The 14495-nt window shown below is 44.6% G+C and carries 4 protein-coding genes; 3 read left to right on the top strand and 1 reads right to left on the bottom strand.

Annotated features, from left to right (window positions below; genetic code table 11):
- Positions 1-176: helix-turn-helix domain-containing protein (locus BLS65_RS18895; protein ID WP_139180946.1), on the bottom strand; the 176-nt coding region annotated here is incomplete at its 3' end.
- A gap of 391 nt (positions 177-567) precedes the next feature.
- Between BLS65_RS18895 and BLS65_RS05025 the strand changes: the two genes are divergently transcribed.
- The 3 genes from BLS65_RS05025 (at position 568) to BLS65_RS05015 (ending at position 14337) form a co-directional block, all read left to right on the top strand.
- Positions 568-6672, top strand: a complete 6105-nt coding sequence (locus BLS65_RS05025) for a T9SS type A sorting domain-containing protein (RefSeq protein ID WP_125869771.1) — start codon at positions 568-570, stop codon at positions 6670-6672.
- 221 nt (positions 6673-6893) lie between these two features.
- Positions 6894-10124 carry an FAD-dependent oxidoreductase gene (locus tag BLS65_RS05020; RefSeq protein WP_092436516.1) on the top strand — a complete coding sequence of 1077 codons (3231 nt, stop codon included), beginning with the start codon at positions 6894-6896 and terminating at the stop codon, positions 10122-10124.
- Positions 10125-10380: 256 nt separating this feature from the next.
- A complete protein-coding gene (locus BLS65_RS05015) occupies positions 10381-14337 on the top strand; it encodes a M6 family metalloprotease domain-containing protein (RefSeq protein WP_125869770.1) in 3957 nt (1318 codons plus the stop codon).
- The last annotated feature ends 158 nt before the right edge of the window (positions 14338-14495 follow it).

Raw genomic sequence — 14495 nt, 5'->3', positions numbered from 1 at the left:
GCACGCTGCGCCACGTTGCTCTCGTAAATGCCCGTTTTGGCATCCCTGTTCCTGCGAATCTCCCGGGATATCACGGAAGGGCTTCGGTTGATAAACAGGGCTATTTCTTTTTGTAGCTTGCCTTGCTGTAGCATGAGGGTAATTACATACCTTTGCTCTTGGTTGATGTGCGCCATTACAACTTATTTTTAGAGGACTTAGGGGGTAAAGAACCACATTTTTTCCATCGGAGCAGCGAAGGTGAGTAATTCTCATCTTCCTGTTCTGAAAAAATGCAATTCCTTTCTCTCCAATCAATCCTATAAGTTGCATTTGTTACTTGAATTTAGGAAACAATAAGTATTTACCTACCAAAATTGTTTACCTTCTTATATACGGATAAACGATTAAATGTTCGTAAAACTTAAAAATAAATCAATTTTATTTTTTTGACGAACATAGTTATTTTGCAGATTAAACACTAACAATTTTTGAATTATTCCGTAAATGGTACTTAAACCGACCAACTAAACCATTATTTTCTTAATATTGGTGATTAATTGAGTCCTGCCAAAAATACAATAAGATATGGTAATAGCTTTACGCCCCTTAAAATCAGCATTAAGACTGACTGTCTTAATAACTCTTTTTTTCAGCATCACCCCTTGCCTAATGGCTGCTGATCCTCCGTTTCTTACAGAGGGCTTCGAAAGTGGCACCATTCCAACCGGTTGGACCCGGGAGTTCGAAAAAGGGACGGTTGATTGGCGCTATCGGAATGGTGGCTATAGCCCTAACGACCCCAACTACATCGTTCCGGCAAGCGCAAGCGACCCCACGCGCAACCCCTCCAGCGCTCATGGCGGAACCTACAACGCCCTCTTTCAGGAGCAGAGCGTAAATAACGAACGTACGAAGTTAGTCACCAAAGCTATCAACCTTTCCACTGCTATCAAACCGCAGCTAAGATTTTGGCTCGCTCAGGTAGGATGGACATTTGGGGGCGGTTTGTCGTGGGACGCCATGCGCGTTTACTATAAGAACACCCCAGGAGGAGCATGGACATTGCTTAAGGTATACGATTACCCCATCGACATTTGGACCGAAGTCAGCTTATATCTACCAAACCCTACCAGCACCTACTACCTTGCCTTTGAAGGTCACACCCAATGGGGGCTAGGTACCTGTATCGACGATATTGTAATTGAGGAAAAGGGCAATCTCAATAAATTTGTAAAAAGTGTTACACCACTCTCGGTTCCCACCGAATTTATTCCTTCGGGGTCGAACAATAATCCTGTGTTAGGTTTTGAGGTGGCTGTATCTGGAAACCAATCCACTTGTATTTTCGATTCAGTAGAAGTAAAATCGCTAAACACCGATGATGCAAATGTTACGACCAATGGTGTTAAGTTATTTCGTACGAGCGCACCAATATTCGATGCATCCACTCAAGTTAGTACCGCCTCGCTTGTTGGCGGTTATGCAAAATTCGACAACCTAAATATTGACCTCCCCAGCGGCTCTACTTACTTTTGGATAACCTACGATATTTTGACCTCAGCGCAGCATGGAAACCAACTCGATGCCATGATAGAGGCCAAAAGTATAGGGATAAACGATACCGCATACGCACCAACCGCCATGTCTCCAGCGGGATATAGGGTTGTGTATGAAACCATATTCAACGAAGACTTCGAAACGGATAATTTATGGACGCTAACAGGAGAATTCGAGCGGAATACGCCCTCTGGATTAGGCGGTAGCCCTGGAAACCCCGATCCAGCAACCGCACATTCGGGCTCTAAGGTTCTAGGAACCGATCTTACCGGATTGGGCACCGTGCCTTATAATTATGAAGCTGGTATCACCCGTGCCAACGCCTATAAAGCCACATCGAAAACTTTTAATGTATTCTTTTACAAAGATCTTAAGTTAACTTTCCAGCGCTACCTTAACATATTTGTGGAGGATAGTGCCTCCGTGGATGTCAGTAAAGATGATGGGCTTACTTGGACTCGAATTGGTGGTAACATCACGCCTACTGGCTTAAATGCGTTTATTGTAGATAATAAGTGGACACGCATTGAGAACTCAATTCCAGGAGCCGCAAGCCGTTCGAAAACGTTCAAACTCAGGTTTGCCCTAAATAACACCTCATTTTACAACTATTCGGGATGGAATATCGATGACCTTATTCTTACCGGCGACTATATTACCAAAGACGTGACAGTTACAGAGTGGGTTACCCCAATTAGTCGTTGTGGATTTGGAGCGGCCGAAAGCATCACCATTAAGGTTGCTAACCTATCAGCAATGCCAACACCAAACAAGGTTCCGCTGGCCATCTCACTCGATGGTGGCGTTACTTGGGTTAGGGATACAATCCGGCAAGTAATCAACTCTGAGGAAACCCTCACTTATACCATTTTACCAAAATTCGATTTCTCATCACCAGGACCTCGAAACAACGTATTGGTTAAAACCGAACTACCTGGCGACGAGGAGCCGGCAAACGACCAGTTGAGCTATAGTTTCTATGCTATTCCAACCTATGCTACCCCATACACCCAAGACTTTGAGTCCTCTTCAGACCATTGGCGTTCAACTCAGGGGAATTTATGGGAGTACGGAACACCTGCTAAAACAACTATAAACAGTGCTTATTCCGGTTCAAAAACATGGATTAGCAAATTCGCTGGTTCCTATGGTACTGCCGACCCAAGTGATGTGGTTGTTGCATATTTCGACAACTTTGAAAACAGCACTGGATGGACACTTACTGGGGAATTCCAAATTGGGACACCTACTGGTGGAGGAAATGAGGATGGAGGATTCGGAAAACCAGGAGGTGCCTTCGCAGGCGTTAAAGTATTAGGGACGGATTTAACTGGCCTCGGTACCAATCCATTCCGATACGAAGCAAATATTAACTCAAATAGCGCTTACGCAGCCACCACTCCCACAATTGATTTGAGCGGATTCTCGTCAGCTTCCGTCTCTTTTTACCGTCAGTTAAATGTTGCAGATGGAGATACTGCCAAAATTCAGGTTACAAAAAATGGCATCAAATGGTATACCCTTTGGAAGAGCGAGGGCGAAATAACCATTGGTGCAGATGAACTCACTGAATACGCGCTGCCCGATTCTCTACTCTCGACAACCTTCCAACTGCGATTTGCAATTGCCTATTCCAATGGCACGGTAAGTTACTCCGGTTGGGTGATTGACAACTTCACCATTTCAGGCAACCAGTATACCGCCCCCGTTGCCATTCTCGAAAGCCCATGCTTCAATTTTACCAGCGTAGTTAAACCCATGTTTTCGGCTTATGTAAATCACGTAACCGAGAAAAACATTGATGGTGCTGCACTCTACTACAGCATTGATGGTGGCACCTCATGGACTACTGTGGGCAACAACGGCAATGCTTACGATTCAAGATGGAACTGGTATAAGGATAGCACCGTAGCTGCGCTTGGCGTGTCCGGATGGACAGGCACAAGTCATGGATGGTATCGTGTTGCTCACCTTCTGCCTGCTATTATCGCTGGGCAATCGTCAGTGAAATTCCAAATTCGCTTTAAGGCCGATAGATTTAATAATGAATATGATGGCATTGCGTTCGATGACATTCGCTTCGTTGATGCTCCTAATGACTTTGGCGTATCAGCATTTGTTTCTCCTATATCGGCATGCACTTTGGCCAGTAACGAATCTGTTACGCTTAAGGTAAAGAACTTTGGCATTCGCACTGCAAAAACAGGTGAGTCCATCGGTTTACGCATTAACGTAAATCGTGATGGCAACATCCAAAGCGCTAACCAATTGTTTGCTATCCCTTCGGATCTAGCAGTAAACGGTGAAATGAACTTTACGCTATCGCAGCGGTTCGACTTTAGCTTAGGAGGAACCTATAACATTACGGCTTCCACTTATGGTGAAGAATACCCGCTATTCTATTATGACACGCAAAACGACACCCTGTTAACCACGGTAGTGGTAAATAAGCCCTATGTGAACTTGGGCAATACCGTTTACACCGTTCGTCCCGACACCCTTGTATTTGATGCCACATCGGCAGGTGCCATTGACTATCGTTGGTATAGCCCAATCACCTCAACTACACCACTAGTTACGGTTCCAGATGCGGTGCTCAAAGCGCCTCTAATCACCATGGCGGGAGGAGAATTCAGGGTAGAGGTAGAAGGCGGATGCACGGCCTACGACACGGTTAAGATTGTGAAGTTGACCTCCGATATTGGTCTTACCGAAATAACCAGCCCAGTTTCCGCTTGCGAGTTAACTGGTAACAAGCCATTTGTCATCAAGGTGAAAAACTTTGGAACAGATACACTTCAAGTAGGCGACACGGTAGTTGTCAGCTGGACGGTAAACGCTGGAACGTTGGTTACGGAGAACGTTAAGCTCACCGCCATTCTTCTGCCAAATGCAGAAACAACACTAACCACCATCGCCACCACCAATTTTAGTGCGATTAACACTTACAACATAGAGATGGACGCCAAGCGACCCTACGATGAAACACCTGGAAACAACCATAAGTCCTCTGTTATTGTTGTTCATGGCTTCCCATCGTTTACGCTAAGTCCACACTTTGTTTATCAGGAAGTCACCACCTACCTCTTCGATGCTGGGATATGGAGCAGTTACTTATGGCACGATGGTTCCACTAACCAAACATTTACTATGGATACCATAGGATGGGTAAAGGTTACAGTAACCGACGCCTTCGGTTGTCCTGCTAGCGATTCTTCCGATGTTCACCTTAAATTTACAGACATAGGGTTAGAATCAATTATCAGTCCTGCTGATTTATGTAGACCGGGGCAGCCCGTTTACCCCCAGGTTATAGTTCACCACTATGGAACAGATACGCTTGCTATAGGATCGAAGATTAACGTTGGCTATAAGTTAAATAATGTAACCATTGTAACGGACCAGGTAACTCTAAACCAGCAATCGGAACCTGGGAATACCTTCAACCATACCTTCACTATTCCTGTTGATTTAAGCACCGAGGGAACCTACAAATTTATATATTGGGCAGAGGCTGTTACCAATGAAATGAGAAGGTTCAACGATACGCTTAAACGAACAATAAACGTTTATACGCCGATATCGCTATTTCTTCCACCAAAGATAGTAACCAGGGCTGCACAGGTTATACTGGATGGTGGCACAGGCTATGACACCTACTTGTGGAGCACGGGTGAAACAACGCAAACTATTACGGTAACCACCTCGGACACTTATACCTTAATCGTTACTAAGAATGCGGTATGCACCGCCACGGCTAGTACTGAGGTAATATTTGTAAGGCACGACTACCAACTTACTCAGTTTGTTGCACCGCTCGATTTATGTGCAAATCCAGCTGGACAAAACGTTTCCGTAAGACTATTCAATAACGGTAACGATACGCTGAAAACGAACCAACAATTGTCGATTAAACTATTTTTGGAGGGTTCGCTGGTCGAGGAGAAAATATTCCAGCCAACGACAATGCTTTTACCTGCCACATCAGTGGATGTAACTTTTACCCAACCGTTGAACGTTGTGGCATCGGGCGTTATCAATCTGAGCGCTGAGTTATTCTTTGCCAGCGATATTTTGGCAAGCAATAATACAACCTCCAAAACGCTAAATGTATGGCCAAATCCTGTTGTTAATCTGGGTCCTGACCAACTGCTTACCTCTGGAAGCACTGTGCTAGATGCAGGTAGCGGCTTCAGTCAATATTTATGGAACACAGGTGCTACCACGCAAACCATCACGGTTTCTGTCAGCGGCACCTACACCGTAACGGTAACCTCCGATAAGGGTTGCCAAGGTAGCGACCAGGTTGTGATTAACTTTGCTGCTTCTGCAATGACGGCAACAGCCTTAATCACACCATTACCCGGCTGTATACCAAACATCCCATTGGATGTTAAGGTGGAATTTACGAACCTAAGTTTAGCCACTCTGCTAAGCGGTACAAAAATTCCGGTGGGATACCAATTTAACAGTGGTGTAACGCAAGTAGATACATTACTATTAGTTGCAGACCTTCCCACATCAGGAAAGGTTTCCCATACCTTTAAGCAAAAGGCAACTATAAGTTCCGCAGGGAACAAGTCGTTCAAGGCATTTACCTACTTCTCCTTGACACAGGGACCAGTTTCCGACTTCCTAATAGAAGCGTTACTTATGCCGGTCTTTAAGTTTAGCCTAGACACGATTAAAGTAAGCGCGTTCCCATACCTGCTTACCGCAACAGGTGGAAATAGTTACCTGTGGAGTAATGGGAATACCACAGCAAGCACTCTTGCAGCAACACCCGATAAATACTGGGTTCAAGTTTCATTAACCAATGGATGTTCAGTTCGAGATACAATTGTTGTGCTCAACATAAACTCAATTGGGGAAAATGAGTTTATCACCTCGTTGAGGTACTACCCTGTTCCTGCCAGCTACGAGCTGAATGTTGAAACGACGCTTAAGGCAAATACGGATGTAACCATCGAGATAGTGGATATAACCGGCGTGGTTATTTGGCACCAAAAGTATGGCTCGGTTGATCGACTGATGGAGAAAATCCCATTGAACAACTTTAAACCGGGAACTTACATCCTTCGATTATTAACACCCGAAGGAAATGCATCAAACGCCTTTATAATCAACAAATAAAAAAACAGATAAGAAAAAGAACGCCGGCTAAATTAGCCGGCGTTTTATTTTTCACTTCGTGCTTACCACTATTTACGGATTAAGATACAACCCTTCTCGTGGCCAAAAACAGGCTTAAACACCCCTAACTATCAGCGGATTTACTGATTAAAATCATTTGATAAACTCCATAACCTATCTATTTTTTGGGTCTACTTCAAACAACCCAAAACACCAATAAAATGAAGAAAATAGAACGTCACCCAATACTGACGGTACCCAAAGGAGGCGAACAGAAATTCCTCTTCGAAGGAAAACCTGTAAAAGGAGAGAAAGGGTTTACCATTGCCGCTGCTCTGCACCAGGCAGGTTTCCCAATACATAGTCATAGCGTTGAACATCGTGAACGCAGTCTCGAATGCGGAATTGGCAAGTGTGGCGCCTGCGAAATGCTGGTGGACGGACAAATTAAGCGCATTTGTATTACCCTTGTCGATGGCGTGAAAGAGGTAAAAGAGGTGCCTCAAAACCACACCCCCGAGCCAATTCCTGTTGACAAGAACCACTCCACAAAAATCTATAAAACTACCGTTGCCATTATTGGTGCCGGCCCTGCGGGACTTGCTTGCCGCGAATTGCTGCTTCAACACAGCATTGAGAACATTGTGATTGACAACAATGCTACAATAGGCGGACAGTTTAACATGCAAACACACCAATTCTTCTTCTTCGAAAAGGTGAAGAAGTTTGGCGGAATGCGGGGATTTGAAATTGCCAAAACCCTCGCCGGCGATAGCCACGAAGGTATCTTCCTCGACAGCACAGTATGGGACATTCTTGAAGGCAAGCGAATTGCAGTAAAGAACCTAAAAACTAGCGAAATTTATTACGTGGAAGCCGACCACCTTGTGGTAGCTTCAGGCGCGGTTCCCTTTATGCCACCGTTCGAGAACGACGATGTTCCCGGGGTATATACCGCCGCGGTAGTTCAAAAAATGATGAATCAGGAGTTTACACTCCTCGGCAAAAACATACTCACCGTTGGTGCCGGTAACATTGGATACCTCACCTCCTACCAGCTTATGCAGGCAGGTGCCAACGTGAAGGCCATTTTGGAGGCAATGCCCAATGAGGGTGGATTCCCGGTACAAGCCAACAGAGTAAGGCGCCTCGGAATTCCAATTATGCTCAATAAGCTGCTTATGAAAGCACTTCCAAACGAAAATCGCGACGGCATTATTGGGGCCGTTATTGCCGATTGCGTAAACTTCAAACCCATTCCAGGAACGGAGCAAATAATTGAAGGCATCGATGCCATAAATATATGTACCGGACTTGTTCCCGATGATCAATTGCTGATAAAAGGCCAAGAAGTTTTTGGTCGATTCTGCTACGGTGCAGGCGATGCCATACGCATTGGAGAAGGCACCAGCGCAGTTCTAAGAGGGAAGGAAGTTGCGTTCCAAATTCTACAAGAATTGGGTGCAAAATTCAAGTATGATGAATATCTAACCACTGCAAAGGAGTATATTGATTCCCAACAGCATCCAACTCGAGTTATTGAAAAACCGTTTGAGCCAACCGAAGATCGCAAGTTAAAACCGTACGTTCAGATTGACTGTCTCTATGGATTTGCCTGCAACCCGTGCCAATTTGCCTGCCCTCATGGAGCTATTACCAAAAGTTCCACCAGCACTGTGCCTAACATCAACTACGACAAGTGTATTGGGTGTATGGAGTGCGTTTACCAATGTCCGGGCTTAGCTATATTTGGATACAACATTGCCAAGGAGTGGCTATTTCTCCCTATAGAATATGAAGTTCAGGAAGGTGCCGAAGTTTTTCTGGTGAACAACCAAGGCGAAAAGTTGGGTGAAGGCGTTATTGAGAAAATTCTGACAAAGAAAAACAAGACCAATATAGCTAGGGTAAAATCCACAACAATACATGGGAATGAGCTATCCAACGTTCGCGGATTTATTGTAAAAGAGAACTATCCCGAACCGGTAACCCTCTCAAAGACGACAATTAAGGCTCAAGAAAAAACATACATCTGCCATTGCGACGATGTTTCGTTCGACGAAATTCTATCTACCATTGGTAACCGTAAGTTTATCTCCGCCGACGAAATAAAGCACACCACCCGATTGGGCATGGGCGCCTGCCGAGGCAAACGATGTATCAAACGGTTAAAAACGGCGTTGATCCCATTGGGCATTCAAATTGTGGGAGATGCCACTCCCCGCGGACCGCTAAGCAATCAGGTGGAGATGGGCGAACTCTATCCCAAAAATGTTGCACCAACCTACATTACCGGAATTAATGGTAAAAAGGCAACCGTAATAAAGGTTAAGAGCCTTGTTGCCGGCGGAGGAATTGGTGGAAGTGCCCTATTCCGCTATATGGCCGAAGCAGGAATGAAACCCGTGCTGCTGAACTATGGACGTGGTGCCTCTTGGCGAAATATTGCCGGTGGCCGTCCCGCTTTTTCACTACCCGAAATTGCGGACATCGCCACGAAAAGCCATGAGATTTTCAAGGATCTTGAAAAACTTAGCAGTATTGACTATCGCCCCACCAACTACGTAACGTTTGCCCACGACGAAGCCACCTACAAAGCGCTTGAGGCGTCACGGGCCTGGAGCAATGCCCGCATGGTTGAACCAAAAGACTTTAAAAAAGAGGTATCCCCCTTCTTTAACCAAAACCTCAACACCTATCAATCTGCGCTAATCACCAGCGATTGTTGGCAAGCAACGCCAGGCAAAACAATTGATTTGATCCGCAAGATTGGTCTTGCCAAGGGTGGCGAAATCAAGGAGGACTGCGAACTCATCAGTGTACACAAAAATGGAAACGGGTATGTTGTGCTCGTTCGCGACCACGACAAAAGTTACATCGAATACCATGCCGATGTTTTTGTAAACGCCATGGGTCCAGGTGCAGAAAAATACTCCAGCATGCTTGGTCATGAGCTTGGTCTTTACTCCGTAAAACACCAGGCATTTATTACTCGCCGCCTTCCTTGGATGGGTGTCAACGGCGATCCGCTTGGAATGCTTATCGACCGCAGAAAATACAAGGGGTTTGTTGCCGTTTATGGCCAACAGATGGCCGAGACAGGCCAAATCATAGGTTGCGCTTCGCCCGCCACCGATCCACAACAGGCGGAGAAAAACCTGAAGATAAACACCCAAGAGTTCTTGGAAATAGCGTCCGAAGTGTTCTCGAGCTGGATACCTCAACTTTCCAGCGTAGGATTCCAAGCCATTTGGGCAGGATACTATGTGGAACCAAGAATGTATATCGATCCGGCCGAAGGACTTTTCCTCGGTTTACGCGGTCAGGGATTCATGCTGGGCATGCAGCTGGCCAAAATGTATGTGGATACCCTCAATGGAAAACCCGTTCCAGAATACTTCCAGCGACTTGGTCTTGCAGGCGACGGACTACCCGAAAAAGCGTTTAAGTAAAACAAAAACTTCCGTTGAAAGCCCAAGAAGAGTTCATCTTCTTGGGCTTTTTCATTAGATGCCATAGGGTAACAAGAAAACAGAGGTGCACTTAGATGCTTTCCGGAAAAATATCGACTACAAATAGAACAGAGCAATACAATGGTCCCAATCAACCTTGTATCAGAAAATTGTCAGCTGCAAATAATATTTTCCACGAATCGTTGTTGATCATATTTTTTTTATCTTGTTGGCCTTTCCCAAAAAAACCTATCCTATGAACAAACTATCCTTATTACTATTTCTAATGACTTTCGGCGTCCTGCAATCAACCATTGCAAGCCCAGCCTACCCGAAACCGATTCGGTTTATCCAACCCGATGGGAGCACAATCACCCTCACGTTGAAAGGTGATGAGCATACGAAGTGGGCAAGCACAACCGATGACTATACCTTAATGTCCAATCCAAAGGGATATTACGAATACGCAACAACAGATAGCCGTGGCAATATAATCCCTTCAGGGATTAAAGCAAAAGACAAAGAACAGCGACAAAGCGAAGATATCAAATTGCTCTCCAAAACGTCAAAAGGACTTCGTTATTCAAAAGAACAAGTTCAAATGCTTAGAACTATTCAGTCTATTCGACAAAAAGAAGCAAGAAGAGCATTTCCAACAACGGGTAACCGAAAACTCATTTGCATCCTAATGGGATTTAAAGACAAGGCTTTTACGAAAACCCAAGCCGATTTCAACAACCTCTTCAACCAAGTAAATTATTCGGCCAACGGGGCTACCGGAAGCGTAAAGGACTACTACCTTGAAAACTCCTTCAACAAATTCAACCTTACAGTAACCGTGGCCGGTCCATATACTGCAAGCCAAAACATGGCATACTACGGCGCAAATGATTCAAACGACAATGACGTGAAGCCAGATGTCTTAGTTACAGAAGCAGTAACCGCAGCCGATGCAGCAGTGAATTATGCCGATTTCGATAACGACAACGATGGTAATGTCGATGGGGTTTACGTGATTTATGCCGGTTACGGAGAAGAAGCCGGGGCATCTGCCAATGCAATTTGGGCCCATGCATGGGAAATTCCGTCAAAAACACTTGATGGCAAAATAATTTCAAGTTATTCGTGTTCGGCAGAGTTGGAATCGAACTCCGGCTCTACGATGACATCTATTGGTGTTATATGCCACGAATTTGGCCATGTACTTGGTGCACCCGACTACTACGACACCAACTATGACACAGGAGGCCAGTTTGACGGAACCGGGGATTGGGATTTAATGGCCGGAGGGTCATGGAACAATAACGGTATAACTCCGGCACACCACAATGCCTACACCAAAGTAATGGTTTATGGATGGGCTAATGCAACTACGCTAGAAGAAGGAGCCTCAATCACTATGCCCTCATCGCAATCTAACTCATCTGCATTTTATAGGATAAATACTACAACTGCAAACGAATATTTCCTTATGGAAAATCGTCAGCAAACAGGCTTTAATGTGGCAAATCCTGGTCACGGACTTTTAATATTCCACGTCAGCAAAGATGTTGAGGCTCATTATAGCAACAACGACATTAATGCCAAGGCACCTCAAAACATGTATCCGGTATGCGCTTCAGCCACTTCAAACCCAGGATCGACGGCCGCATCCTATGGAAGTATTAGTTCTGCCAGTTGTCCATTCCCAGGCTCATCAAACAAACGGGAGTATACAGACGCATCCATGCCATCAATGAAATCGTGGGCAAGTGCAAATACAGGGAAACCAATTACGAACATTTCCGAAAATACGACTACAGGAATAATCACATTCGATTTCAACGGAGGATATTTAGGAAATCCAACGGGGTTCACCGCGACTCAAATGAGCACTTCTCAAATTGACCTTGCTTGGACAAAATCAGAGAATCGTGACGTAGTTGTTGCATTCTCCCTTACTCCCAATTTTGGATCACTAATTGACGGCACAACCTACAGCCAAGGAGAAGCAATAGTGGGTGGTGGAACGATTCTGGTTTTCGGAGATGCAAGCAACTTTCCGCACACAGGCCTAGTCAATAACAAAACCTACTATTACAAAATCTGGACAAAACTATCAGCAACACCAACCTATTCGCCTGGAGTTGAACGGCAGGCAACAACAGCAACGGGAGACCCGAATGGATTTACAGCAACCCCAATCGCTACTTCTCAAATTGACCTTGCTTGGACAAAATCAGAGAACAAAAACGTAGTTATCGCCGTCTCTCCAACGCCAGCCTTCGGAACATTAAATAACGGCACAACCTACAGCCAAGGAGAATCGATTCCTGGAGGTGGAACAATTATTGTTGCGGGTGATGCAACGAGTTTTTCGCATACTGGATTAAACAGTAATACAACCTATTACTACAAAGCTTGGTCGACTCTTTCAGCAACTCCGACCTACTCTCCAGGAACAGTTGAAAATGCAACTACCATGTGCAGCGGCACTATTGCTCTTCCTGTTTTTGAAGATTTTGAAGATGCGACACTCCCTGGTTGCTGGACGATTGACGACCATCAAGGCAATGGACAAATATGGCAATTTGGAAACATTGCCGAAGGACTAAGTGGAACCTACGCCTATCTTAACTCGGATGATTTTGGTGGCGGCAACTCTCAAAATGCTGATTTAGTAACCCCGTCAATCACCTTAAATGGAGCAAACTCGATAACCCTCTCGTTTAGACATTATTTTAGGTTTTACGAGACAGGCGAAAGCGCCCAACTTTCATATAGCATTGACAATGGTACAACTTGGGTAGAACTAGACAAATGGACTGCATCGACAACAAACCCTGCAAACTACAAGAAAATAATTACCGCTATTTCAGGCAAACCTTCGGTAAAATTTAAGTGGAACTATACCGGAACATATGGCTACTACTGGTGTGTAGACGACATCAGAATAGCTGAAACAACAGCAGCCGATTTTATTCCAGACTTCAACGCAGATCTGCTAACCGTTAATATTGGAGAGGCCACAATTTTTACGAATCTTTCAAACGGAACGATCACCGCCTACGCATGGGATTTTGGTGATGGAGCAAGCCCAGCAACAGCAACCACTGCTGGACCTCATACCGTTACATATGCCACTGCTGGAATGAAAACAGTAGCCTTGACCGTAAATGGAAGTGTTACCGAAACAAAATCAGCTTACATAACGGTTGTTGATCCGAATGCTCCTGCCGTAGTTGTTAGTTGGGATTTTGAAGATAGCAATCTATTGTCCGACGATGGCATAACTCAAAATTCCACCAAAACAATCACATCGAACTCAAGCGGAACGATCAGCTATGCTGGTGGATCAGGAGGAACAGGAACCATTGCCATTTCGAATACAGGTTGGGACAACGGCAACAATACAAAAGCTTGGCAAACCGAGTTTAGTACATTGGGATATAACAATATTAAAATCTCATCCAAACAGCGAAGCTCCACCACAGGTCCAAAAGAGTTTAAACTCCAATACAAAACCACTGGCTCTACTTGGATTGATGTTCCATCGAGCAATATAACAGTGGCAGCAAATTTTACTGCAGGCGTATTGACGGAACTTGCATTACCCGATGAAACCGGAAATCAATCATCCGTAACCGTTCGATGGATAATGAGAAGCAACCTGCAGGTTGGATCAGGAGACGTCGCCTCAAGTGGGACTAGCCGCATAGACGACATTCTGGTTATCGGAAAAAAAATCAACGCAAACTTACAATACACCCTTACTATTTCAAAAATTGGAAACGGAACTGTCAGTCCAACAGAGGGAGCCAAAAGCTACGATGCAGGAACTGTGGTGTCACTTACCGCTACCCCCGACCAAGGATGGAAGTTCGACAAGTGGGAAATCGACGGAACAACCATTTCTACCGCATCAGCGAATGTTACAATGACTGCAAACACTGCTGCCAAGGCTACATTCTCGTTACTAAACGGGGTTACTGAAATGGATTATCAACTAAAAGTTTTCCCAAATCCATTCACATCATCAATAACGATTGAAAGCGCACTAACAATCAACAATTTAATCATTGTAGACCTATTCGGAAAAACACTGATTAGGGACAACAATATTGGCAAATCACTGCATACCATGAATTTATCAGAATTGTTTCCTGGTAGCTATATGATAAGGATTGAAGCTATGGACAACTCATTCCAAACGATAAAAATCATTAAGCGATAACATTATTTACAAGTCCAATTAAGAGAGGTGCCTGAATCAGGCACCTCTCTTAATTTAATGGCCCACGAAGAACTAAAAGCAAAGAATCCTTTCGTATGTTTATGTGGAAGCGATACCACAATTCAACAATAAAATCACACCAAATGAATAGAACTAAT

Source organism: Williamwhitmania taraxaci, from assembly GCF_900096565.1.
GTDB lineage: Bacteria > Bacteroidota > Bacteroidia > Bacteroidales > Williamwhitmaniaceae > Williamwhitmania > Williamwhitmania taraxaci.
This window is presented reverse-complemented; position numbering and strand designations above follow the sequence as displayed.

What these genes read in the sequence shown, in the direction of transcription:
- BLS65_RS05025 (WP_125869771.1), top strand. Translation starts at nt 568, where the DNA reads ATGGTAATAGCTTTACGCCCCTTAAAATCAGCATTAAGACTGACTGTC.
- BLS65_RS05020 (WP_092436516.1), top strand. Translation starts at nt 6,894, where the DNA reads ATGAAGAAAATAGAACGTCACCCAATACTGACGGTACCCAAAGGAGGC.
- BLS65_RS05015 (WP_125869770.1), top strand. Translation starts at nt 10,381, where the DNA reads ATGAACAAACTATCCTTATTACTATTTCTAATGACTTTCGGCGTCCTG.